26 protein-coding genes are annotated in these 21,683 nt (G+C 70.5%); 6 read left to right on the top strand and 20 right to left on the bottom strand.

From position 1 onward, the window contains the following. Positions 1 to 15: 15 nt before the first annotated feature. Positions 16 to 588 carry a cob(I)yrinic acid a,c-diamide adenosyltransferase gene (locus tag LCD35_RS01705; protein WP_224966742.1) on the top strand — a complete coding sequence of 191 codons (573 nt, stop codon included), beginning with the start codon at positions 16 to 18 and terminating at the stop codon, positions 586 to 588. Positions 589 to 592: 4 nt separating this feature from the next. Here the strand turns inward: LCD35_RS01705 and LCD35_RS01700 are convergent, their stop codons facing one another. Beyond that, positions 593 to 1,063 carry a GNAT family N-acetyltransferase gene (locus LCD35_RS01700; protein WP_224977500.1) on the bottom strand — a complete coding sequence of 157 codons (471 nt, stop codon included), beginning with the start codon at positions 1,061 to 1,063 and terminating at the stop codon, positions 593 to 595. A gap of 19 nt (positions 1,064 to 1,082) precedes the next feature. Then, positions 1,083 to 1,574 (bottom strand): GNAT family N-acetyltransferase, encoded by a 492-nt coding sequence (locus tag LCD35_RS01695; RefSeq protein WP_224956412.1) that lies wholly within the window; start codon positions 1,572 to 1,574, stop codon positions 1,083 to 1,085. A gap of 71 nt (positions 1,575 to 1,645) precedes the next feature. On the opposite strand from LCD35_RS01695, the gene LCD35_RS01690 reads away from it, so the two are divergent. Then, complete coding sequence (locus tag LCD35_RS01690) at positions 1,646 to 2,563, top strand: LysR family transcriptional regulator (protein ID WP_224956411.1); 918 nt, start codon at positions 1,646 to 1,648, stop codon at positions 2,561 to 2,563. A 101-nt stretch (positions 2,564 to 2,664) separates the two neighbouring features. On the opposite strand, the gene LCD35_RS01685 is transcribed toward LCD35_RS01690, so the two are convergent. The 12 genes from LCD35_RS01685 to LCD35_RS01630 form a co-directional block, all read right to left on the bottom strand. After that, on the bottom strand, positions 2,665 to 3,117 hold the full coding sequence (locus tag LCD35_RS01685) for a DUF2550 domain-containing protein (protein ID WP_224956410.1): 453 nt from the start codon (positions 3,115 to 3,117) through the stop codon (positions 2,665 to 2,667). A 13-nt stretch (positions 3,118 to 3,130) separates the two neighbouring features. Further along, positions 3,131 to 3,496 (bottom strand): F0F1 ATP synthase subunit epsilon, encoded by a 366-nt coding sequence (locus LCD35_RS01680; RefSeq protein WP_224956409.1) that lies wholly within the window; start codon positions 3,494 to 3,496, stop codon positions 3,131 to 3,133. Between the two features lie 245 nt (positions 3,497 to 3,741). Further along, positions 3,742 to 5,175: a F0F1 ATP synthase subunit beta gene (gene atpD / locus LCD35_RS01675; RefSeq protein WP_224956408.1), complete on the bottom strand. Its 1,434-nt coding sequence runs from the start codon at positions 5,173 to 5,175 to the stop codon at positions 3,742 to 3,744. 1 nt (position 5,176) lies between these two features. Then, positions 5,177 to 6,100, bottom strand: coding sequence for a F0F1 ATP synthase subunit gamma (locus LCD35_RS01670; RefSeq protein ID WP_224956406.1), 924 nt, complete (start codon positions 6,098 to 6,100; stop codon positions 5,177 to 5,179). Positions 6,101 to 6,110: 10 nt separating this feature from the next. Next, complete coding sequence (atpA, locus tag LCD35_RS01665) at positions 6,111 to 7,754, bottom strand: F0F1 ATP synthase subunit alpha (RefSeq protein ID WP_224956403.1); 1,644 nt, start codon at positions 7,752 to 7,754, stop codon at positions 6,111 to 6,113. A 63-nt stretch (positions 7,755 to 7,817) separates the two neighbouring features. Then, the gene (locus LCD35_RS01660; RefSeq protein WP_224956401.1) at positions 7,818 to 8,648 is read right to left on the bottom strand and encodes a F0F1 ATP synthase subunit delta; all 831 of its coding nucleotides are present in this window, start codon (positions 8,646 to 8,648) and stop codon (positions 7,818 to 7,820) included. A gap of 72 nt (positions 8,649 to 8,720) precedes the next feature. Then, a complete protein-coding gene (locus LCD35_RS01655; RefSeq protein WP_224956477.1) occupies positions 8,721 to 9,278 on the bottom strand; it encodes a F0F1 ATP synthase subunit B in 558 nt (185 codons plus the stop codon). Between the two features lie 37 nt (positions 9,279 to 9,315). Beyond that, positions 9,316 to 9,573 (bottom strand): ATP F0F1 synthase subunit C, encoded by a 258-nt coding sequence (locus LCD35_RS01650; RefSeq protein WP_308011215.1) that lies wholly within the window; start codon positions 9,571 to 9,573, stop codon positions 9,316 to 9,318. Between the two features lie 62 nt (positions 9,574 to 9,635). Next, positions 9,636 to 10,415 carry a F0F1 ATP synthase subunit A gene (gene atpB, locus LCD35_RS01645; protein ID WP_224956399.1) on the bottom strand — a complete coding sequence of 260 codons (780 nt, stop codon included), beginning with the start codon at positions 10,413 to 10,415 and terminating at the stop codon, positions 9,636 to 9,638. A gap of 231 nt (positions 10,416 to 10,646) precedes the next feature. Beyond that, positions 10,647 to 11,102, bottom strand: coding sequence for a hypothetical protein (locus LCD35_RS01640; RefSeq protein ID WP_224956396.1), 456 nt, complete (start codon positions 11,100 to 11,102; stop codon positions 10,647 to 10,649). Next, a complete protein-coding gene (locus LCD35_RS01635) occupies positions 11,102 to 12,277 on the bottom strand; it encodes a glycosyltransferase family 4 protein (RefSeq protein WP_224956394.1) in 1,176 nt (391 codons plus the stop codon). The genes LCD35_RS01640 and LCD35_RS01635 overlap by 1 nt, the downstream gene beginning before the upstream one ends. Before the next feature lie 238 nt (positions 12,278 to 12,515). Then, complete coding sequence (locus tag LCD35_RS01630) at positions 12,516 to 13,166, bottom strand: L-threonylcarbamoyladenylate synthase (RefSeq protein WP_224956392.1); 651 nt, start codon at positions 13,164 to 13,166, stop codon at positions 12,516 to 12,518. 255 nt (positions 13,167 to 13,421) lie between these two features. On the opposite strand from LCD35_RS01630, the gene LCD35_RS01625 reads away from it, so the two are divergent. Next, positions 13,422 to 14,291: an alpha/beta fold hydrolase gene (locus LCD35_RS01625; RefSeq protein WP_224966735.1), complete on the top strand. Its 870-nt coding sequence runs from the start codon at positions 13,422 to 13,424 to the stop codon at positions 14,289 to 14,291. A 62-nt stretch (positions 14,292 to 14,353) separates the two neighbouring features. Here LCD35_RS01625 and LCD35_RS01620 read toward each other — a convergent pair whose 3' ends face one another. Genes LCD35_RS01620 through LCD35_RS01605 form a run of 4 tightly spaced genes read right to left on the bottom strand, consistent with a single transcriptional unit; the run spans position 14,354 to position 18,186 of the window. Continuing rightward, complete coding sequence (locus LCD35_RS01620; protein ID WP_224956474.1) at positions 14,354 to 15,313, bottom strand: ABC transporter substrate-binding protein; 960 nt, start codon at positions 15,311 to 15,313, stop codon at positions 14,354 to 14,356. Between the two features lie 56 nt (positions 15,314 to 15,369). Beyond that, positions 15,370 to 16,413 carry an ABC transporter permease gene (locus LCD35_RS01615; RefSeq protein WP_224956389.1) on the bottom strand — a complete coding sequence of 348 codons (1,044 nt, stop codon included), beginning with the start codon at positions 16,411 to 16,413 and terminating at the stop codon, positions 15,370 to 15,372. Continuing rightward, entirely contained in the window at positions 16,413 to 17,177 is a 765-nt protein-coding gene (locus LCD35_RS01610; protein WP_224966734.1) for an ATP-binding cassette domain-containing protein, read from the bottom strand. Before LCD35_RS01610 ends, LCD35_RS01615 begins: the two co-directional genes overlap by 1 nt. Before the next feature lie 34 nt (positions 17,178 to 17,211). Then, positions 17,212 to 18,186, bottom strand: a complete 975-nt coding sequence (locus LCD35_RS01605; RefSeq protein WP_224956387.1) for a LacI family DNA-binding transcriptional regulator — start codon at positions 18,184 to 18,186, stop codon at positions 17,212 to 17,214. A 357-nt stretch (positions 18,187 to 18,543) separates the two neighbouring features. Between LCD35_RS01605 and LCD35_RS01600 the strand changes: the two genes are divergently transcribed. After that, on the top strand, positions 18,544 to 18,903 hold the full coding sequence (locus LCD35_RS01600; RefSeq protein WP_225043613.1) for a DUF3817 domain-containing protein: 360 nt from the start codon (positions 18,544 to 18,546) through the stop codon (positions 18,901 to 18,903). Positions 18,904 to 19,011: 108 nt separating this feature from the next. Here the strand turns inward: LCD35_RS01600 and LCD35_RS01595 are convergent, their stop codons facing one another. After that, entirely contained in the window at positions 19,012 to 19,512 is a 501-nt protein-coding gene (locus LCD35_RS01595) for a MarR family winged helix-turn-helix transcriptional regulator (protein WP_224956385.1), read from the bottom strand. Positions 19,513 to 19,635: 123 nt separating this feature from the next. On the opposite strand from LCD35_RS01595, the gene LCD35_RS01590 reads away from it, so the two are divergent. After that, positions 19,636 to 19,941, top strand: a complete 306-nt coding sequence (locus LCD35_RS01590; RefSeq protein WP_224956384.1) for an MTH1187 family thiamine-binding protein — start codon at positions 19,636 to 19,638, stop codon at positions 19,939 to 19,941. A 59-nt stretch (positions 19,942 to 20,000) separates the two neighbouring features. Here the strand turns inward: LCD35_RS01590 and LCD35_RS01585 are convergent, their stop codons facing one another. After that, positions 20,001 to 20,261, bottom strand: coding sequence for a hypothetical protein (locus tag LCD35_RS01585; RefSeq protein ID WP_224956382.1), 261 nt, complete (start codon positions 20,259 to 20,261; stop codon positions 20,001 to 20,003). Positions 20,262 to 20,610: 349 nt separating this feature from the next. Between LCD35_RS01585 and trxA the strand changes: the two genes are divergently transcribed. After that, complete coding sequence (gene trxA / locus LCD35_RS01580; protein WP_225043638.1) at positions 20,611 to 21,528, top strand: thioredoxin; 918 nt, start codon at positions 20,611 to 20,613, stop codon at positions 21,526 to 21,528. Positions 21,529 to 21,683 lie beyond the last annotated feature (155 nt).

Raw genomic sequence — 21,683 nt, 5'->3', positions numbered from 1 at the left:
CCTACCCTGGAAGGCATGGCCGTACACCTGACGAAGATCTACACCCGGACCGGCGACGCCGGCACCACGCGGCTCTCGGACAACTCGCAGATCAGCAAGACCGATCCGCGGCTGGTCGCCTACGCCGACGTGGACGAGACGAACTCGGTGCTGGGAGTGGCGCTGGCCACCGCGAGCTTCGACGCGGCGATCGTCGAGGTGCTGCGGACCGTGCAGAACGACCTGTTCGACGTGGGCGCCGACCTGTCCACCCCGGTGGTGCCGAACCCCGAGTTCCCGCCGCTGCGGGTCACCCAGGACTACATCGACCGGCTCGAAGGCTGGTGCGACGAGTACAACGCGCAGGTGCCGAAGCTGAACTCGTTCATCCTCCCCGGCGGCACCCCCGGCGGTGCGCTGCTGCACCAGGCCCGGTGCACGGCGCGGCGGGCGGAGCGCTCTGCGTGGGCGTTGCTGGAGGTCGACGCCGAGCGCAGCAACGCGCTCGCCGCCAAGTACCTGAACCGGCTCTCCGACCTGCTGTTCATCCTCGCCCGCGTCGCCAACCCGGACGGTGACGTGCTGTGGCGCCCGGGCGGCGGCGCCTGACCGGTCACAGCCGCTTGGCGAAGCACACCGAATCTGGATCGCCGCGGTACGGGCCGAACGCCGGGATGCCGGAGTAGCCCGCCGAGCGGTACAGCGCGATGGCCTCCGGCTGCCGGTTCCCGGTCTCCAGCAGGATCCGCTTGTGCCCGGCCGCCGCGGCCCGCTCCTCCAGCTCGGCCAGCAGCCGCCGCGCCAGGCCGCGGCCCCGCGCGCCGGGCGACACGTACATCCGCTTGAGCTCGACGTCGCCGTCCGCGAATTCCGACTCCGCCGGGTCGTACACCCGCCAGCCGCCGATGGCGACCGGTTCCGCCGCGAGGTAGCCGAGCAGGAACGTGCCGCGCGGGGCGCTGAACTGCCCGGAGTCGATCGGTGTCTCGTCCCGGCGCCCGTAGCGGCCCACGTACTCCTGCTGGACCTCCTCGATCAGCCGCTGCGCGTCGGGATGGTCGAACTCGGCGATCTCGATGTGCATGCGACCAGCTTAGGAGCGCTCAGCCCAGCACCTTCTCGAACCAGTGCCGGGCGTACTCGTTGTCGTTGTAGGCGGGGATCTCCGCGTAACCGGCCGAGCCGTACAGGGCGCGCGCGGCGTGCAGCTCGGCGGCGGTGTCCAGGCGCACCACTCCGCACCCCAGCTCCGCCGCGCTGCGCTCCAGCTCGGCCAGCAACGCCCGGCCCGCGCCGCGACCGCGCAGCACCGGGGAGATCCACATCCGCCGGATCTCCGCGATGCCGGGCTCCAGCACCCGCACCGCGCCGCAGCCCCGCACCGCGCCCGCCGCGTCCCGGACCAGCAGGAAGCGGCCGCGCGGCGGCGCGAAATCGCCCGGTTCCGGCGGGGCCGCCCGGCCCGGGTCGAACCCGGCGGGGAACACCTGCGCCAGCTCGGCGACGTACTGCTCCAGCGCGGCCGTGGCGTCCGCACCGGCGATCGATTCGGCGGTGATCGTGAACCGGCCGCTGTCCGGGGTCGCGTCCATCATGCGCCCAGTCTTTCCGAGCCGAAGCCTTCACCGCCAGTTACTCCGGCTTCCGATGGCTAAAGTGGAGCTTCATGGACCCGGTGAAGTTGCTGCTGCTGTTGGCGTTGCGCGAGGGCGGCAGCGTCACCCGTGCCGCCGAGCTCACCGGGCGCACCCCGCCCGCGGTGTCCCAGCAGCTCGCCCGGCTGGAGCGGGAAGCGGGCACCGCGCTCGTCGAACGCCTCCCGCACGGCGTCCGGCTCACCTCGCTCGGGGAGCAGCTCGCCGAACGCGCCGACCGGATCGCGCACGCCCTGCGCGGCGCCGAAGCGGACCGGGCGCGGCACCTGCGGCTGCACCGCACCAGGCTGCGGCTCGGAGCCTTCCCCACCGCGGGCGTGCGGCTGCTGCCCGAAGCCCTGGCCGCGCTGAACCGGCTGCACCCGGACAGCGAGCTGTCCGTCGTGGACCTCGGCCCCACCGAGGGCAACGCGCTCGTCGCCGAACGCGAACTGGACCTGGCGCTCGTCGCCTCCTACGGCGAACCGCTGCACCCGCCCGCCGGGGTGCGGCTGGTGCCGCTGCTCGACGACCCGGTGCTCGCCGTGCTGCCCGAACGCCACCCGGCCGCCACCGGTGGATCCCCGCTGGTGCTGCGGGACTTCGCCGCCGACGCGTGGGCGTGCGCGCCGCGGGAACTGCCGAACCGGCGCCAGCTCGACGACCTGGCCCGCACCGCCGGGTTCACCCCGCACGTCCCGTTCGAATCCGAGTCGTACGCCGTCGCGCAGGCCGTGGTGTCCGCCGGAGTCGCCGTCGCCTTCCTGCCGCGGCTCGCCATCGGCGACGTGCCGGGCACCGTCACCCGGGAACTCGACGAGTCCGCGCTGTTCCGGCGGGTGCACGCCGTGCTGCCCGCGCACTCCCCCACCGAGCTCGCCGAGGTGTTCCTCGGCCTGCTGCGCGACGTCTGCGCCGAACACGGCGGCACCGCGCACCCGGTGCGATGAAGGGAACCTTCCGGTCACCGGTGACAGGAAGGTTCCCTTCCTCCGGACCCGGCGCGCGAAAAAGCGCCCCCTCCGAAGAGGGGGCGCTGGACGCTGCGGGCTCAGGAAGCCCAGGGCACGGAACGCCCGGGCGGAGCGGACTCCAACCAGGACAGGAAGCCGGTGAGCGCATCCGCGCCCATCGCGACCTCGATCTCCTCGCCGCGACCGGTCAGGTGCAGCACGGTGGCCGCCTGCGGCAGCGCGTACACCTCGGACGCCGAGGGCTCGCGGCGGGTGGCGATCTCCACCTCCCGGCGGTTCACCACCCAGTTCGGGCCGGAACGCAGGCTCAGCACCCGGTACCAGGTGAACTCCTCACCGCGGTAGTGCGCGACGCCGAGGTGCCAGCCCCGCCCGCGGTCGTCGGTGCGCAGCCGCAGCGCCACGTCGATTCCGCCGGCGCGCAACTGCTGCAACCGCCGGCGCGCGGCCAGCACCACGCTCAGGGCCGCGGCCGCCAGGAGCAGCACCAGCCCGAAAACGATGATCGACCACACGCCCGCGGAGCCCATGTTCTGCGGCCCGTCAGACCGACTGCCCGGCCGCCCGAAGTCGACTCAGCGCTCTCGTGCGCGCTTCCTCGTCGTCGCTCTTGGCGTCGGCGCGGGCCTGCGCGACGTCGATCTCCTGGGCGAGTTCGGCCGACTCGGCGAGGACGCTGACGCCATCGGCGGTGACGGACAGGAATCCGCCCTGCACGGCGGCGGTGACGGTGTCGCCATCGGTCGTGGTGATCTTCACGACGCCACCCTCGACGAGCTGGCCGAGCAGCGGCTCGTGCCCCGGCAGGATGCCGATCTCGCCTTCGGTCGTCTGGGCCACGACGGTGGTCGCCTCACCGGACCACAGGCGGCGCTCGACAGCGACCAGCTGGACGGACATGTTGGCCACGCGCGTCTCCTTTGTCGGGTGTACAGCCCGCAGTCTAGCCAACGCCAGGCGGGCCCTGGTGACGGGCCGAGCAGGGCCGCGTCACATCCGGAGGGGTGCGAGCAGGGGAACCTTCCGATCACGGGTGACCGGAAGGTTCCCTTCCTCGGGGAAGGGCGAAAAAGAAGGCCGGGGCCCGTGACCGGACCCCGACCCGCTGCCGGTGGGTCTTCGCCGCGGTGGTGCACCGCGACGAAGACCGGGGCTCACTTCTCGGTGAGCTTCTTGTAGGCCTGCTCCAGGTCCTCCAGACCACCGATGGACAGGAAGGCCTGCTCCGGGTAGTGGTCGAAGTCGCCCTTGCAGAGCTTGTCGAACGCCTCGATGGTCTCCTTCACCGGCACGAAGGAGCCGTCCTGGCCGGTGAACTGCTTCGCCACGAAGAAGTTCTGGGACAGGTAGCGCTGGATGCGCCGCGCCCGCTGCACCGTCACCTTGTCCTCTTCGGACAGTTCGTCCATGCCGAGGATGGCGATGATGTCCTGCAGCTCCTTGTACTTCTGGAGGATCCGCTTGACCTCCTGGGCGACGCGGTAGTGCTCGTCGCCCACGACGGCCGGGTCCAGAATGGTGGAGCTGGAGGTCAGCGGGTCGACCGCCGGGTAGATGCCCATCTGCGAGATCGGCCGGGAAAGCTCCGTCGTCGCGTCCAGGTGGGCGAAGGTGGTCGCCGGCGCCGGGTCGGTGTAGTCGTCCGCGGGCACGTAGATCGCCTGCATCGAGGTGATCGAGTTGCCGCGGGTCGAGGTGATCCGCTCCTGCAGCTCACCCATCTCGTCGGCCAGCGTCGGCTGGTAACCCACCGCGGAAGGCATCCGGCCCAGCAGGGTGGACACCTCCTGACCCGCCTGGGTGAACCGGAAGATGTTGTCGATGAACAGCAGCACGTCCTGGTTCTGGACGTCGCGGAAGTACTCCGCCATGGTCAGCGCCGACAGGGCGACCCGCATGCGGGTGCCCGGCGGCTCGTCCATCTGCCCGAAGACGAGGGCGGTGTCGGCGAGCACGCCGGACTCCGCCATCTCGACCCAGAGGTCGTTGCCCTCACGGGTGCGCTCGCCGACGCCGGCGAACACCGAGGTGCCACCGAAGTTCTTGGCGACGCGGCGGATCATCTCCTGGATGAGCACCGTCTTGCCGACACCCGCACCGCCGAACAGGCCGATCTTGCCACCCTGCACGTACGGGGTGAGCAGGTCGATCACCTTGATACCGGTCTCCAGCACCTCGGTGCGGCCTTCGAGCTGGTCGAACGCCGGAGCCTTGCGGTGGATGGACCAGCGCTCGGCGTCCGAGGCGTAGCCCGGCTCGTCGAGGCAGTGCCCGAGGGCGTTGAACACGTGGCCCTTGACCACGTCGCCCACCGGCACCGAGATGCCCTCGCCGGAGTCGCGCACCGCGACGCCCCGGACGAGGCCCTGGGTCGGCTGCATCGACACGCAGCGCACCACGCTGTCGCCGAGGTGCTGGGCGACCTCGAGCGTCAGCGTCTTCGCCATGGCCTCGGCCGTGATGTCCACGGTGAGGGAGTTGTTGAGGTCGGGCACCTGGTCGCGCGGGAACTCGACGTCCACGACCGGGCCGAGAACCCGGACGACGCGGCCGGTGCCAGTAGCCGTGCTAGTGGCAGTCGCAGTCATGTCACTCACTTCCTGCTGACGAGAGCGCCTCGACACCACCGACGATCTCGCTGATTTCCTGGGTGATCTGGGCCTGGCGGGCCTGGTTGGCCTCACGGCTGAGGTTGCGGATCAGTTCGTCCGCGTTGTCCGTGGCCGCCTTCATCGCGGTACGACGCGCCGCGAAGACGGACGCCGCCGAGTCCAGCAGCCCGGCGAAGATCCGGGTGTTGATGTACTTCGGCAGCAGGGCGCGGAACAACGTGTCCGCGTCCGGTTCGAAGTCGTACACCGACCGCGGCTTCTTCGGCTCGTCGGAGTACTCGACCTCCAGCGGGGCGATCCGCGTGACGGTCGGCCGCTGAGTCAGCATCGAGACGAACTCGGTGTGCACCACGTGCAGCTCGTCCACGCCCAGCGTACCGTCCGGCCCGCCGTCGTCGGGGTAGTCGTCGGCGCCCGCGAGGAACGCCTTGACCAGGGTCTCCCCCACTTCGGCGGCGTCCGAGTAGGCGGGCTTCTCGGCGAAGCCGGTCCAGCTGGCCGCGACCGGGCGCTGGCGGAACCGGTAGTACGCGTCGCCCTTGCGGCCGATCACGTACAGCACCGGGGTCTTGCCCTGCTCGCGCAGCAGGCTCTGCAGCTCCTCCGCCGCGCGCAGCACGTTGGAGTTGTAGCCGCCGCACTGGCCGCCGTCACTGGTCACCACGAGCACCGCGGCCCGCTTCGGGTTGTCCCGCTCCACCAGCAGCGGGTGGTCCAGCGAGCTCGCGCCTGCCAGCTCGGACAGGGACTTGGTGATCTCGGCCGCGTACGGCCGGGATGCCTCGACCCTGGTCCGGGCCCGCATGATGCGGGAGGTGGCGATCAGTTCCTGCGCCTTGGTGATCTTCCGGATCGACTTGACCGACCGGATGCGGTCTCGCAGTTCTCGAAGATTGGCCATGGCTACCCGGTCACTTCTTCGGGGCGGGCTTGTTGACCTGGACGGTTTCCTTGCCCACCGCGTTCGCGTCCATCGCCTCGGCGTCGGCCTCCTGCGTGAGCGAGGTGCCGTCGGAGGTCGTGAACTGCTTCTTGAACTCCTCCACCGAGTCCACGATCAGCTTCTGGCCGTCGTCGGAGAGCTTCTTGCTCTCGACGATGTCCTTGAGCAGCGACTCGTGGGTCCGGCGCAGGTAGGCGAGGAATTCCGACTCGAAGCGCCGCACGTCGTTCACCGGAACGGTGTCGACGTGGCCCTTCGTCCCCAGGAACAGGGACACGACCTCTTCCTCGACGGGCAGCGGGTCGCCTGCGCCCTGCTTGAGCAGCTCCATCAGGCGGGCACCGCGGTCCAGCTGCGCCTTCGACGCGGCGTCCAGGTCCGAGGCGAAGGCGGAGAACGCCTCCAGCTCGCGGAACTGCGCCAGGTCGATCTTCAGCGAGCCGGTGACCGACTTCATCGCCTTGATCTGCGCGGAACCACCGACGCGGGACACCGAGATGCCGACGTCGATCGCGGGGCGCTGACCGGAGTTGAACAGGTCCGACTGCAGGAAGCACTGGCCGTCGGTGATCGAGATGACATTCGTCGGGATGTAGGCCGACACGTCGTTCGCCTTGGTCTCGATGATCGGCAGACCCGTCATCGAGCCGGCGCCCATCTCGTCCGACAGCTTCGCGCAACGCTCCAGCAGGCGGGAGTGCAGGTAGAAGACGTCACCGGGGTAGGCCTCGCGGCCCGGCGGGCGGCGCAGCAGCAGCGAGATCGCGCGGTACGCCTCGGCCTGCTTGGTGAGGTCGTCGAACACGATCAGGACGTGCTTGCCCTGGTACATCCAGTGCTGGCCCAGCGCGGAACCCGCGTACGGCGCCAGCCACTTCAGACCCGGCGAGTCCGAGGCGGGGGCGGCGACGATGGTGGTGTACTCCATCGCGCCCGCGTCCTCGAGGGACTTCTTCACGCCGGCGATCGTGGAGCCCTTCTGGCCGATCGCGACGTAGATGCAGTGCACCTGCTTGGCAGGGTCACCGCTGTCCCAGTTGCCCTTCTGGTTGATGATCGTGTCGACCGCGACCGTGGTCTTGCCGGTCTTGCGGTCGCCGATCAGCAGCTGGCGCTGGCCGCGGCCGATCGGGGTCATCGAGTCGATGGCCTTGATGCCGGTCTGCATCGGCTCGGCGACGCCCTGGCGCTGCACGACCGTGGCGGCCTGCAGTTCCAGCGCGCGCTGGCTCTCGGCCTTGATCTCGCCGAGGCCGTCGATGGCCTCGCCCAGCGGGTCCACCACGCGGCCGAGGAAGCCGTCGCCGACCGGCATGGACAGCACCTTGCCGGTCCGCTTGACCTCCTGGCCCTCTTCGATGCCCGCGGACTCGCCCAGGATGACCGCGCCGATCTCCTGAGCCTCCAGGTTCATCGCCACGCCGTAGACGCCACCGGGGAACTCCAGCAGCTCTTCGGTCATCACCGAAGGCAGGCCCTCGACATGGGCGATGCCGTCACCGGTATCGGTGACGACGCCGACCTCCTCGCGGCTGACCTCCGGGGAGTAGCTGGAGACGTACTTCTCGATCGCACTGCGGATCTCGTCCGACGAGATCGTCAGCTCCGCCATGTCTCGTTCCTGCTCTCGGTTCGTTCTGGAAGGAAGTTCGTGTCCGGGCCGCGGCCCCCGCCGTCAGTCGGCGAGGTCGCGCCGGAGGGACTGCAGGCGCCCCGTGGTCGTCCCGTCGATGACCTCGTCACCGACCTTGATCAGCAGGCCGCCGCCGACCGCAGGATCCACTTCCAGGTGGACCGCGATGGGCCGCGAGTAGATCCGCTGCAACGTGGCCGCGAGCCGCTGCTGCTGCTGCTCGGTCAGTTCGACGGCGGACCGCACGTGCGCCACCGAACGCTCCCGGCGCTTCGCCGAGAGCTCCGCGAGCTCCTCCAGGCCTTCGCTGACGTGTCCGCCGTGCGGGTGCGCCACCAGCTGGCGCACCAGGGCCTGGGTGACCGGTTCGACCTTGCCGCCGAGCAGCTGGTCGACCAGCGCGGTCTTGCCGTCGGGGGCAGCGGCCGGATCGGCCAGCAGCCGCTCCAGCTCCAGTTCGGCGCCGATGATGCGGCCGAGGCGGAACAGCTCGTCCTCGACCGCGTCCAGCCGGCCCGCCCGTTCCGCCTGCACCAGCAGGGCGACCCGGGCCAGCCGCTCCAGACCTCCGACCAGGTCCTTCGCGCTCGACCAGCGGGAGCGGACGGCTTCGACCACCACGGGCAGCGCCCGGGCGCCGAGCTTGCCGGCCAGCAGCTGCTTGGCCAGTTCCTCCCTCGAACGGGGTTCGGTGGAGGCGTCCGCCAGCGCCCGGCGCAGGGTCGACTCACGACCCAGCAGGGCGGCCACGCCGAACAGTTCGTCGGCGAGGCCGGTGATCTCCGCGGCCCCGGCCCCGTCGGTGGCCTGCAACAGCTGCAGCTCGGTGGCTGCCAGCGCATCGCGGCTCGCGGCGTTCACGAGGGTGCTCAACTCTCCAGGGCCTTTCGTTCTGGGGGAACCTTCGGGGACCACATCATGTGCGTGTCCATCGCACCGGCTCCGTCAGGACCTGCTGGACCCGGACGGTGCCGACGTGGATTCCAGTTCCTCCAGGAACCGGTCCACGGTGCCGCGACGACGGGTCTCGTCCTCGAGGGACTCACCGACGATGCGACCGGCCAGATCCACGGCCTGCCGGCCGAGGTCGCCGCGCAGCTCGGCGACGATCTGCGAGCGCTGCGCGGCCAGCTGGTTCTGGCCTTGCGTGACGATGCGCTCCGACTCGGACTGCGCCTGCGCGCGCATCTCCTCGACGATCTGCTGGCCCTCGGCCCGCGCGTCGTCCCGGATCCGCGCCGCTTCGGCACGTGCCTCGGCCAGCTGCGACTTGTACTGCTCCAGCGTCCGCTGCGCCTCGGCCTGGGCCTGCTCGGCGCGGGCGATGCCGCCTTCGATCCGCTCGCTGCGCTCCGCGTAGAGCTTCTCGAAGCGCGGCACCGCGTACTTCCACAGTACGAAGAGCAGGATCAGGAAGGCGATCAGGCCGACGACGATCTCGGACGGCTCGGGGATGACGGGACTGTGCCCGCCCTCGGCCGCCAACAGCATCTGTGTCTTCACCACGACGTCTCCCAACGCTTTCCAGCCGTGAACAAGATCAGGCGGCGGAGGCGATGAAGTACACGACCAGGCCGATCAGGGCGAGCACCTCGACCAGGACGAAGGAGATCCAGGCGATGCCCTGCAGCTGGCCCTGGGCCTCCGGCTGGCGGGCGGTGCCGTTGATGACCGCGGCCCAGATCAGGCCGACGCCCACGCCCGGGCCGATGGCGCCGAGCCCGTAACCGATCGCGGCCAGACCGGGGTTGATGTTCCCAGCGGTTTCAGCGGCCTGCGCAAGAACGATGTTGCTCACTTTCACTACCTTTCAACTCGGTCCGCGCGAGTCGGCGCGGATCGGAGGTCTTGGTCTTGCTCTCAGTGCTCCTGGGCCAGCGCACTGCCGATGAAGTTCGCGGTCAGCAGCGCGAAGATGTACGCCTGGAGCACCTGGATCAGGGCTTCGACGAACGTCAAGGCAATGGAGAAGGCGAAAGCGACGATGGAGACCGGCTTCAACCCCGCACTCGCCTCCATGAGCAGGTACTCCCCGCCCAGGGTGAACACCAGCAGGATGAGGTGACCGGCGAACATCGCGGCGAACACCCGGATCGCCAGCGCGACCGGCTGAGCGATGAACTTCTGGAAGAACTCGATCGGCGACAGCAGCAGGTAGATCGGCTTCGGCACGCCCGGGGGGAACATGACGTGCTTGAAGTAGCCGAGGAATCCGTGCCTGGCGAAACCGACCGTGTGCATCACCACGTACGCGACGATGAACAGCGCGATCGGGAACCCGATGCGCGACATCGTGGGGAACTGGATCAGCGGGATGATCCCGAAGATGTTGTTCACCAGGACGAACGTGAACATCGCGAAGATCAGCGGGACGAACTTGCGGAAGTCCTTCGCCCCGATCTGCTCCCGCGCGATGTTGTTGCGGCTGAACTCGTAGAGGAACTCCGCGACGAACTGGGACTTGCCCGGTACCAGCTTCAGGTTGCGGGTCGCCATCACGAAGTACGCGCCGACGATCACCACCGACAGTGCGATCAGCACCATCGGTTTGGTTACGCCGCCGAAGATCGGCGGGAGGTCAAAAGCATCGGCACCCGGCGGTACGAACTGTCCGCCTTGGGCCAGCACCAGCGCGCCCAACTGGGCTCCTTCCGGTTCTCCCGAGGTTCACACCACCGGGGGAATCGTCATGATTTGCACGTAACGTACCCGATACGCGATCTGGCACGTTCGCCGACCCCACCCTAGTGAGCGCGAATACGTTCAGTAAGAGGTGGACGGTCGCCACACTGATGGGCGACCTGGCCGAAGCGGACAATACCAGCGGGTAACAAGTTTCGGGAAGCTACCCGCTGCAGATCAGCGACACCGTCACTGACCAGGAACGATGGTCGGAATCTTGGTCTTGCGGAAGGCAACGACCTCGGCTCCGGCCCACACCATGATGGTGGCCAGCATGGTGAGCGCCAGCGATGTCGGATGCAGCGCGTCGACCCCGCCCAGCAAGGTCATCACGATGAGTAACACCAGCATCTTGCCGACGTACCCGCCGAGCGCCACCGCCATCACGAACATCGGGTGCAACCCACCCGTCCAGCGCATCAGGAAGATCGTCAGCAGCGACGACCCGAACGCCACCGCTCCGCCCACCACCGCGCCGAACGCACCGGTCGCACCGACCAGCACCGCGGACACCACGACTCCGAGCAGCACCGTCACGGCGCCCGGCACCAGCGCGGTGCGCAGCATGGCATCGGCCAGCTTGCGCACCGTCGCAGCATGCGGGTTCTCCGCGGACTGCTCGGTGGACTGCTCGGTCTCGCTCATCAGGCCCCTCGATCGGATCGCCATCGTCCGGCCATTCTCGGAATCAGCGAAATGATAGCTGCCGCCACCACGCCCAATCCGGCGACCCAGCCGACGACGGCCGCGCTGAACAGCGTCAACGACACCGCACCGAACGCGAGCACGCCCGCCCACAGGTAGATGAGCAGCACCGCGCGGCGCTGCGAGTGCCCGATCTCCAGCAATCGGTGGTGCAGGTGCATCTTGTCCGCGTGGAACGGGCTCTTGCCCGCCGCGGTCCGCCGCACCACCGCCATGATCAGGTCGAGCAGCGGGACGAACAGCACCGCGGCCAGCACCAGCAGCGGCGACAGCAGCGCCAGCAGGTCCTTGCCGCCGAAGCCCGCGTAGTCCGCCTTGCCCGACGCCGAGGTGCTCGCCGTCGCCAGCATCAAGCCGATCAGCATCGACCCCGAATCACCCATGAAGATCCGCGCCGGCTGGAAGTTGTACGGCAGGAAACCCATGCAGGCGCCGGCGATCGACGCCGCGATCAGCGCCGGCGGGTAGGCGGTCACGTCGCCGCCGTGCTGCTGGAGCAGGCTCAAGCAGAACGCGCAGGTCGCGCTGGCCGCGATCAGGCCGATGCCGGAGGCCAGCCCGTCCAGGCCGTCCACGAAGTTCATCGCGTTGATCATCGTGACGACCAGCAGCACCGTCAGCAGCTGGCCCTGGTTGCTGTTGAGCACCATCAGCTGGCCGATGTGCCCCTCGTCGCCGCCCCACGGCACCCAGAAGCCGAACCACTGCACGCCGAACAGGACCAGGATCCCCGCCGCGGTCACCTGCCCCGCGAGCTTGGTCAGCGAATCGAGTTCGAAGCGGTCGTCCAACGCGCCGACCAGCACGATCAGCCCACCGGCCACGATCGCGGCGGCGGCATCGTTGGAGAAGTCGAAACCCCGCGACAGCGCGGGCAGGTTGCTCGCCAGGAACATCGCCGCGAGCACCCCGCCGAACATCGCCACCCCGCCCATCCGCGGGATCGGCGTCAGGTGCACGTCGCGCTTGCGCGGGTAGGCGACCGCGCCCACCCGGATCGCCAGCAGCCGGACCAGACCGGTCAGCAGGAACGTCACCGCCGCCGCGGTGAGCAGAACGAGCAGGTATTCGCGGACGGGCAATCCCGCCGGCGCCCACAGAGGTGCGTTGTCCATGGCGGCTCTACCCTCGCGGGGCGACGCCCCGCGGAAGGTCGATGTCCGGCCACCGGAACGGCGTCTTCAAGCTCGGCGCTCCTCATCGCTGTCCACGTTGCGCATCCGGGTGCTAACGCTATCGGCAAACAGCCGCGCCACGACCACCGGTCCGGATCAGCGAAGATCGTCCGTCCTGTCCGCCTCCTCCCGCTCCCGGCGAACTCCTCACCGCGGGAGCGGGACGGGCGGACAGCGGTCAGGCGAGCGGTTCGACCTCGACGCCCAGGACCTCGGTGAGCTGCTCCAGGGTGATCTCGCCCTGGCGCAGCACGCGCGGCGTCGCCTGGGTCAGGTCCACGATCGTCGAGGCGACCGGCTCCCCGGTCGGGCCGCCGTCCAGGTACACCTGCACCGAGTCACCGAGCTGGTCCTGCGCCTGCTGCGCCGTCGCGGGCGGCGGGTTGCCGGTGCGGTTCGCGCTCGACACCGCCATCGGGCCGACCTCGCGGAGCAGGTCCAGCGCCACCGGGTGCAGCGGCATCCGCAGGTTCACCGTGCCGCGGGTGTCGCCCAGGTCCCAGGCCAGTGACGGCGCCTGCGGCAGGATCAGCGACAGGCCACCCGGCCAGAACGCCTCCACCAGCGCGCGGGCCTGCTTCGACACGGACTGGACCAGGCCGTCGATCGTCGACCACGAGCCGACCAGCACCGGGACCGGCATGTCGCGGCCGCGGCCCTTCGCCGCCAGCAGCGCACCCACCGCCTCCGCATCGAAGGCGTTCGCGCCGATCCCGTACACGGTGTCGGTGGGCAGGACCACCAGGCCACCTGCTCGGACGGTGTTGGCGGCGGCGGCGAGACCGGATTCCCGGCCGTCCGGACGGTTGCAGTCATACGCGGTGCTCACGCTCCGAATCCTGGCACGCCCCGCGCGCAGCACGGCGGGTGGTGCCCGTCCGCACCGGCGCGGGCCTATCCTGCCGAGTAACACCGGCGCCCCCGCACGAGATCTGAAGGGGTGCGCCCGTCCCCGGCGGAGTCGTCGCCCCCAGCACGCTCGAACGCGGCCACGCGACGGACCCGCCCACGTCTGCTCGAACGATCGGCAGGTCCGCGTCGCCGCACCGGACTGCCGCACGCCGGTCCCGAACAAGGAGTACAGATGACCGCCCCGCCCCAGGGTGTCGAGGTCGACCACGTCGAGTTCCCTGCCGGCAAGATCCGCTACTACCGCGCGGGAGCCTCGGGGCCCGCGATCGTGCTGCTGCACGGCGGCGGTCTGGACAACGCGATGCTGAGCTGGCGGCACGCCATCCCGGTGCTCGCCGCCGACCACCGGGTCTACGTCCCCGACCTGCCCGGCCAGGGCGGCAGCCTCCCGTGGCACGGCCGCGCCAACCAGCGCACCTGCGAGGAGGTGCTGCGCTGGCTGCTCGACGCGTGGGGAGTGCGGGACACCATGATCGTCGGATTGTCGCTGGGCGGCAGCATCGCCACCGGCTTCACGCTGCGGCACCCGCGGCGGGTGCGCGGCCTCGTGCTCGTCGGCTCCGGCGGGCTCGTGGCCCGGCTCGACCGGCACCTGCTCAGCTACCTCGCCACCCGCGTCGACCTCATCGGCACCACCGGCGCGAAGCTGCTGGCGCGGCACCGCGGACTGGCCCGCCGGATGCTGGCGAAGCGGCTGTTCACCGGCGACCGTCCGGTGCCCGACCTGGAGAGCATCGTCGACGAGGTCGCCGCCGAAGCCGCGCAGCGCGACTCGGTGTTCGCCGACTGGCAGCGGGACTCGCTGGGGCGGCGCGCCATGCGCGTCAACCACGGGCCGCACCTCGACCAGCTCCGCTGCCCCGTGATGTTCATCCACGGCGAGCAGGACTCGGTGGTGCCCGTCTCCTCGTCGCGGCAGGCCGCCACCGCCATCTCCGGCGCGCAGCTGCACGTGATCCCCGGCGCCGGGCACTGGCCGAACCGGGAAAAGCCGAACGAGTTCAACGCGCTGCTGCGCGAGTTCGTGAACGCGCGGGCGTGAGGGGGGGAAGGGAACCTTCCGGTCATCGGTGACCGGAAGGTTCCCTTCATCGCACCCCCTCGTCAGCAGGTGGCGCGGTAGAAGTGCTGCGTCTGCTGCTCCATCGAATCCCGGGTGAGCGCGATCATGTCGGTCTTCGTCTCCCGCTCCACCGGCTCGCCCTTGATGGCGGCGATCGCCCGGTTCACGCCCTCCCGGCCGATCTCGGCGGGGTTCTGCGCGATGAGCGCCTGCACCCGCCCGCTGCGCAGGTCGTCGACCTGCTTGGGGCTGGCGTCGAAGCCAACGAGCTGCACCTGACCGGACCGCCCGGCGTTGGCGAGCGCGGTGCCCGCCCCCTCACCGGTGTTGAGATTGGTGCCGAACACGCCCACCAGGTCCGGGTTGGCGGCCAGCGTCGCGGACACGATCTGCGCGGCGGTGGCCGGTTCGTTCTCGGTGTACTGCGTGGGCAGCAGCTTCAGGTTCGGGTGCTTCGCGATCTCCTCCTCGAAGCCGCGGGCCCGCTCGTCGGTGGTGGAGGTGCCCGCCTTGGTGTTCAGCGCCAGCACCGAACCGGGCCGGTCCCCGACGAGCTCGGCGAGGGTCTGCGCGGCCAGCACGCCGCCCGCGTGGTTGTCCGAGGACAGCGAGCTCACCGCGATCGACCGGTCCTCCAGCGCGGTGTCGACCTCCACGACCTGCACACCGTTGTCCTTCGCCTGCTGCAGCGGGGTGGCGAGCGCCTTGTCGTCGGTCGGCGCGATGATCACCGCACCGGGCCGGGAGCTGACGACGCCGTTGAGCAGCTGCGCCTGCTCGGCCTGCTCGAACTTCTCCGGGGCCTGCGCGTTGAGCTCGTACCCGGCGGCCGCGGCCGCCTCCTTCGCCGCGCACTCGATGGAGACGTAGAACGGTTCCCCGCGCATGCCGGTCAGCAGCGCCAAGTTCTTGTTGCCCGGGTCGGTGGCCGCTCCCCCGCCGTCCCCGATCTGCCCGGATCCGCAGCCCGCGAGCAGAGCGCCCGCCGCCAGCACGACCATCACCTTCGACTTGATCTTCACTTGTTCCTCCACACACCGTTGTGCTGCAAAGCGGGTCAGCGGCTGCTGCGCGCCCGGCGGCGCCGCTGGTCGAGCCAGACAGCGGCGACGAGCACGGCACCGACCGCGATCGGTTGCCAGAACGGCCGGACCCCGGCCATGACGAACCCGGCGTCGAGCACGGCGGGGATGAACACGCCGATCACGCTGCCGAGGATGGTGCCCACGCCGCCGAACAGGCTGGTCCCGCCGAGGACCACCGCGGCGATGGCGTTGAGGTTGTCGTTGCTGTGACCGCTGATCGTCGTGGTGCCGAAGTAGGCCAGCGACATGAACCCGGCGAGCCCCGCCAGCACCCCGGTCAGCGCGTACACCGCGACCAGGTGCCTGCTGACGTCGATGCCCGCGCGCCGCGCCGCCTCCGCGTTGGAACCGATCGCGTAGGTGTGCCTGCCGAACCGGGTGGTGTGCAGCGCCCAGCCGGCCAGCAGGGTGACCGCCGCGGCCAGCAGCACCAGGTTCGGCACCACCCCGAACGAGGTGCCGGTGCCGAAGGTCTCGCGCAGCGCCGCGGGCACGGTCCGCACGTCGATGCCGTTCGTGAGCAGCTGCGCGGCGCCGAGAGCCGCGCCGAACGAGCCGAGCGTGACGATCAGCGCCGGTACCTTCGCCACCGCCACCAGCAGCCCGTTGAGCACGCCCCACGCGGCACCGCCGAGCAGCGCCACCACCAGCCCGACCGCGATCACACCCCACCCGGCACCGGTGGCGTCGCCGCCGCTGACCGCCTCCATCGTCTGCGCGGACACCACCCCGGCGAACACCAGCACCGAACCGACGGACAGGTCGATGCCGGAAGTGATGATCACGAAGGTCATGCCGACGGCCAGCATCAGCAGCGGCGCCGCCTGCACCAGCAGCGTCTGCAGGTTGAACAGGGTCGGGAAGGCGTCCGGGCGCACCGCGCTGAACAGCACGCACAGCGCCACCAGCACCAGCCCGGTCCACAGCGTCGGCGAGGCGGCCAGCCGGGCGCGGAAGCCCTTCGGGGTCTCGGCGAGCTCTCCGGTGACCTCGGAGTTCGGTGTCGTCGCGGGCATCAGCTCTCGTCCTCCTGGGTCAACGCCCCGGTCATGGCGCCCACGAGCTCTTCCAAGCTCACGTCGGCGGCGCGGAAGCGGGCGACGCGGCGGCCCAGCCGCAGCACCTCCACGCGGTCGGCGACCGACCGCACCTCCGGCATGTTGTGGCTGATCAGCACCACTGAGATCCCGGTGTCGCGGACGCGGCGCACCACATCGAGGACCCGCTCCCGCTGCACCACGCCGAGCGCGGCGGTCGGTTCGTCGAGGAACACCAGCTTGTCCGCCCAGGCCACCGAGCGGGCCACCGCGACGCTCTGCCGCTGGCCGCCGGAGAGCGCGCCGATCGGCACGTCCAGGTCCGGCAGCGAGACGCCGAACGTGGCGAACTGCTCGGCGGCGCGGCTGCGCATGGCCTTCTTGTCCAGCATCCCGAGCTTGCCGAGCAGGCCGGGGCGGCGGATCTCCCGCCCCAGGTACAGGTTCGCCGCCGGATCGAGGTCGGGAGCCACCGCCAGGTCCTGGTAGGCCGTCTCCACCCCGTGCGCGCGGGCGGCGACCGGCGAGTCCAGCTCCACCGGTTCGCCGGAGATCAGGACCTGCCCGGAGTCCGGGCGCTCCACACCGGACAGGCACTTGACCAAGGTGGACTTCCCGGCGCCGTTGTCGCCGATGAGGGCGACCACCTCGCCGGGGTGGACGGTGAACGAGGCGCCGCGCAGCGCTTCCACGCCGCCGTACCTCTTGGTGAGTTCGCGTGCTTCCAGCAGCGGTTCGGACATCAGACCTTCCCGGGTTCGAGGGGGTGGTTCCGGTTCACGCCGACACCTCGCCGGATCCGCGCGCCAGCAGCCGCGTCGGCAGCACCAGCCGCCGCGGCGGGGCGGTGTCGCCGCCGAGCCGCGCGTACACCGCCCGCGCCGCCGAAGCGCCCAGCTCCCGCACGTCGTAGGTGATCACCGTGATCGGCGGGTCCAGCAGATCCGCCAGTTCGAAGTCGTCGAAGCCGACCAGCGCCGGGCGCGCCACCCGGCCCGCCAGCGCCCGCAGCGCGTGCACCGTGATCCGGTTGTTCCCCGTGACCAGCGCGGTGGCCGCGCGCAGCGGCCCGGCCAGCGCGTCCGCCACCGACTCCGCGGTGTGCGGCCCCATCCGCACCAGCTCGGCGTCGAACGGGACACCGGCCTGCGCGCAGCCCTCGCGGAACCCGCGGAGCCGCTCCGCCGCGGTGCTGATGCCCGGCGCGTCCCCGAGGAACGCGATGCGCCGGTGCCCGTGCTCGGCGAGGTGCCGTGCGGCCAGCGCGGTGCCGCCCACGTTGTCGACCAGCACCGTGTCCGCTTCCACCCCGCCCGCCGGCCGGTCCACGAACACCACCGGGGTGCCGGTGCCGACCTCCCGCGCCAGGTAGCCGTGCCGGTCCCCCGCGGGCACCACCAGCAGGCCGTCGACCCGGCGGGACAGGAATTCCAGCACCAATTCCCGCTCCCGCGCCGGATCCTCGCCGGAAGAACCGGTCAGCACCTGGGCGCCCTGCGCGCTCACGACCTCTTCCACGGCGCGCGTCAACATCGAGTAGAACGGATTCGCCACGTCCTCCAGGACGAGGCCCACGATTCCGGTCTCGGCACCACGCCGCAGATTTCGCGCCCCCAGGTTGCGGCGGAAACCGAGCTGGTCGATCGCGACGAGAACGCGGGACGCCGTGCCCGGATGCACCCCGCGCTCCCCGTTGACCACCCGAGACACCGTTTTGATGCTCACCCCGGCGAGGCGCGCCACATCGTTCATCGTGGCGCGCCGAACATTCCCGGAATCAGACAACGTTGTCATGATCTGGCGGATTCCACCGGGCCGGGCCAGCGGTGTCAATGCTCGACCGCACCGCTGCATACCGACGGGCGCAGAAATGCGGCCGAACGGCGCAGCGGAACCGCGGAAATCATTCGTCCGCGATCGGCCCCGCACTTTTCCGAATCAAGATCGAAACCAGCGGAATCCACCGGGAGGACAAGGTTGTCACAATTCCGTTTCGGGATCGATCACGACGCGACGCCCGTCACCGGTGGCCGTGTGACCGCGCGCACCCGGCACACTCGAAGACGTCGAGCGCCGACCGGCGGCGCCGCGCGGAAAGGCTGGTTCACGGTGTTGCGCACCTACGCGGGGTGGTTCCGCCTCGTCGCGATCGCCGAAGCGTGCTCGTGGGCGGGGCTGCTGATCGCGATGGCGTTCAAGTACGGCCTCGGCATGCCGACGGGCGTCACCGTCCTCGGCTGGGTCCACGGGCTCGTGTTCACCGGCTACGTCGTGACCTGCCTCGTGGTGTTCAGCCCGCTGCGCTGGTCGTTCCCCGTCCTGGTTGCCTCGCTGGTGTCGTCCATCCCGCCGCTGGCCTCCGTCGCCTTCGAACGCTGGGCGAGCCGGCGCGGACTGCTGACGTGGCGCGACTCGGCGGAACCGACGTTCTGGGGGCGGGTCGCCCACGTCCTGCGCACCCTCAACTGATCATGCGATGAAGGGAACCTTCCGGTCACCGGTGGCAGGAAGGTTCCCTTCATCGCACCGGGACGCGCGGGGCAGCCGCGATGATCGAGAGGTACCGGCGGGTGCGCCTCAGAAGTCCCCGGCCGCGTGGCGGACCCTGCCGAGCAGTTCGGTGAGCTGCTGGGTCTGCCGCTCGGTCACCCCACCCAGGCCGAACTCGATCTCGGTGACCGATTCGGTGGCGCGCTTCATCAGGTCCCGCCCGCCGTCGGTGATCTCCACCAGGGTGGTGCGCCGGTCCGTGGGGTGCGGCACCCGGCGCACCAGCTCGTCGTGCTCCAACCGGTCCACGATGTTGGTGACGCTGGTCGGGTGCAGCTGGAGGCGGTCGCCCATCACGCGCATCGGCAGGCTGCCGCGCCGGGAGAAGGTGAGCAGCACGAGCGCCTCGTAGCGGGCGAACGTCAGGTTGTGCGGCCGCAGCGCGGTGTCCACTGCGGACTGGAGGATCTGCTGGACCCGCATCACGCTGGTGACCGCGGCCATCGTCGTCGACGGTCCGATCCGCTCCGACCACAGCTCGGCCGCTCGTGCGATGGGATCGAAGGGCAGCGGACTACGAGCGCTCATGCCCCGACGCTAGCAGCGGGCGTCGCGGAGACGAATGACCATTCGCCCGCCGATGCGCGAGGTCCCGGCCGGATCGCGCATGATCGTGCTGAATCTGCCCGAACAGCGCAGGAGGAAGAGCGAATGCTGGTGGCGTTCAGCGTGGCCCCGTCCGGTTCCGGCGAGGACGGCGGCGTGAGCGAGGCGGTCGCGGCGGCGGTGCGGGTGGTGCGCGAATCGGGCCTGCCGCACGAGACGACCTCGATGTTCACCACGATCGAAGGTGACTGGGACGAGGTGATGGACGTGGTGAAGCGGGCGACCGAAGCGGTGTCGTCGCGCTCGCCGCGCACCAGCCTGGTGCTCAAGGCCGACATCCGGCCCGGGCACACCGGGCAGCTGCAGGAGAAGGTGCGCCGCGTCGAAGAGCACCTGTCGGCCGGGGAATGAACGAACCGGCCGGGGAGCCCTCGCGGACTCCCCGGCCGGTCGTGTTCGCACTGGGTCGATCAGCCCTTGATGGAGGGGTGGTCGACGACCGGCGCGTTGGTGCAGTCGCTGGTCTGCGGCGACAGGACCGGCACCACGACGCCGATGGCGGCACCGACGTTGTTGCCGCAGGCCTGCACCGGCACCGCGCTGATGTTGTTGTCGTCGACCAGGTTCACACCTTCGTTGCCGGCGGTGTCGGCGAAGGCGGTCGAGCCGAGGGACACCATGCCGAGGGCTGCGATGCCGGCAGCGCCGGCGACGCGGGTTGCAATACGCACGTTCTGAAACCTCTCCTAGAACTTCGGGCAGGGAGCTCGGTCCCGGCTCTTTCCCGGGGCTCCCCTCGCACCGATCGAGACAAGATCCCGACCAGGCACAGTGGCTCCTTCGGCGACCACCCCGGGAAAACCTGAGGGGAATCCACGTAACCTCAGCCTTTCGAGTGGTCATCAACACTCGTTCAGGTTGATCTCTCAGGTAGAGCTAGCGGACCGTCACCGGCCGTGCGGCGCAGCTCCCGGCCCTGCCGGACAACCCTTGCCCACGCACCGCGCGCGAGGCGCCGCGTGTCAGGATGGAGAGGTGACGAGGCCCGATCCACGCCAGAACGCAGCCATGCCCGCCGCGATGGCGGGCGCAGTCGACCTGTCCGCGCTGAAGACCAAAGCGGACAACGCCTCCCGGCAGCCCGCCGGAGGCGGCCCCGCCGAGCACACCTCGGCCCCCGGGACCCCGACGGTCATCGACGTCACCGAATCGACCTTCCAGGCCGAAGTCGTGGACCGCTCCATGCAGGTCCCCGTCGTCGTCGACCTGTGGGCCGAGTGGTGCGGCCCCTGCAAGCAGCTCTCCCCCGTGCTCGAACGCCTCGCGGCCGAAGGCGGCGGCAGCTGGGTGCTGGCGAAGGTCGACGTGGACGCCAACCCGCGGATCGCGCAGCTGTTCCAGGTCCAGTCCATCCCCACCGTGATCGCGATCGCGGGCGGCCAGCCCGTCGAAGCCTTCGCCGGCGCGCAGCCCGAACCGCAGATCCGGCAGTGGATCACCCAGCTGCTCGACGCGCTGCGCGAACAGCTCCCCGGCATCAGCGCCGCCGAGCAGGGCGCAGCCGATCCCGGCGAGCAGGAAGAACCGGAAGACCCCCGGTTCACCGCCGCCGAAGACGCGCTGGAGAACGGTGACTTCGCCGCCGCCGAAGCGGCCTACCAGCGGATCCTCGACGCCGAACCCGCCAACGAGCAGGCCAAGGCCGCGCTCGCCCAGGTCCGGTTCAGCGCTCGCGCCGAGAACGCCGACCCGGCCGCCATCGAGCGCGCCGACGCCGCGCCCGACGACGTCGACGCTCAGCTCGCCGCCGCCGACGCCGAACTCGCCGGGCAGCAGGTGGAAGCCGCGTTCGACCGGCTCGTGCGCACCGTCAAGCGGACCTCCGGCGACGAGCGCAACCGCGTCCGCCAGCACCTCATCGACATGTTCGAGCTGTTCCCCGACGGTGACCCGCGGGTCACCCAGGCCCGGCGGGGGCGGGCCCGCGCGCGGGTGTGAGCGTCGCCGCCCCCCCCCCCCCCCCCCGCCGCCGGGGGGGGGGGGGGGGGGGGGGGGGGGGGGGGGGGGCGGCGGGGGGGGGTGGGGGGGGGGGGGGGGGCGCGTAACCGGCGTGGTGGCCGCGGCGGGCGAGGACCGGGCGGACGCCCTCGCCG

Source organism: Saccharopolyspora sp. 6V (genome assembly GCF_020176785.1).
GTDB classification, from domain to species: domain Bacteria; phylum Actinomycetota; class Actinomycetes; order Mycobacteriales; family Pseudonocardiaceae; genus Saccharopolyspora_C; species Saccharopolyspora_C gregorii.
This window is presented reverse-complemented; position numbering and strand designations above follow the sequence as displayed.

What these genes read in the sequence shown, in the direction of transcription:
- LCD35_RS01695 (WP_224956412.1), bottom strand. Translation starts at nt 1,574, where the DNA reads ATGATGGACGCGACCCCGGACAGCGGCCGGTTCACGATCACCGCCGAA.
- LCD35_RS01685 (WP_224956410.1), bottom strand. Translation starts at nt 3,117, where the DNA reads ATGGGCTCCGCGGGCGTGTGGTCGATCATCGTTTTCGGGCTGGTGCTG.
- LCD35_RS01625 (WP_224966735.1), top strand. Translation starts at nt 13,422, where the DNA reads ATGACCGCCCCGCCCCAGGGTGTCGAGGTCGACCACGTCGAGTTCCCT.
- LCD35_RS01700 (WP_224977500.1), bottom strand. Translation starts at nt 1,063, where the DNA reads ATGCACATCGAGATCGCCGAGTTCGACCATCCCGACGCGCAGCGGCTG.
- LCD35_RS01595 (WP_224956385.1), bottom strand. Translation starts at nt 19,512, where the DNA reads ATGAGCGCTCGTAGTCCGCTGCCCTTCGATCCCATCGCACGAGCGGCC.
- LCD35_RS01590 (WP_224956384.1), top strand. Translation starts at nt 19,636, where the DNA reads ATGCTGGTGGCGTTCAGCGTGGCCCCGTCCGGTTCCGGCGAGGACGGC.
- LCD35_RS01640 (WP_224956396.1), bottom strand. Translation starts at nt 11,102, where the DNA reads ATGAGCGAGACCGAGCAGTCCACCGAGCAGTCCGCGGAGAACCCGCAT.
- trxA (WP_225043638.1), top strand. Translation starts at nt 20,611, where the DNA reads ATGGCGGGCGCAGTCGACCTGTCCGCGCTGAAGACCAAAGCGGACAAC.
- LCD35_RS01615 (WP_224956389.1), bottom strand. Translation starts at nt 16,413, where the DNA reads ATGCCCGCGACGACACCGAACTCCGAGGTCACCGGAGAGCTCGCCGAG.
- LCD35_RS01610 (WP_224966734.1), bottom strand. Translation starts at nt 17,177, where the DNA reads ATGTCCGAACCGCTGCTGGAAGCACGCGAACTCACCAAGAGGTACGGC.
- LCD35_RS01620 (WP_224956474.1), bottom strand. Translation starts at nt 15,313, where the DNA reads ATGGTCGTGCTGGCGGCGGGCGCTCTGCTCGCGGGCTGCGGATCCGGG.
- LCD35_RS01690 (WP_224956411.1), top strand. Translation starts at nt 1,646, where the DNA reads ATGGACCCGGTGAAGTTGCTGCTGCTGTTGGCGTTGCGCGAGGGCGGC.
- LCD35_RS01605 (WP_224956387.1), bottom strand. Translation starts at nt 18,186, where the DNA reads ATGAACGATGTGGCGCGCCTCGCCGGGGTGAGCATCAAAACGGTGTCT.
- atpA (WP_224956403.1), bottom strand. Translation starts at nt 7,754, where the DNA reads ATGGCGGAGCTGACGATCTCGTCGGACGAGATCCGCAGTGCGATCGAG.
- LCD35_RS01705 (WP_224966742.1), top strand. Translation starts at nt 16, where the DNA reads ATGGCCGTACACCTGACGAAGATCTACACCCGGACCGGCGACGCCGGC.
- LCD35_RS01635 (WP_224956394.1), bottom strand. Translation starts at nt 12,277, where the DNA reads ATGGACAACGCACCTCTGTGGGCGCCGGCGGGATTGCCCGTCCGCGAA.
- atpD (WP_224956408.1), bottom strand. Translation starts at nt 5,175, where the DNA reads ATGACTGCGACTGCCACTAGCACGGCTACTGGCACCGGCCGCGTCGTC.
- LCD35_RS01670 (WP_224956406.1), bottom strand. Translation starts at nt 6,100, where the DNA reads ATGGCCAATCTTCGAGAACTGCGAGACCGCATCCGGTCGGTCAAGTCG.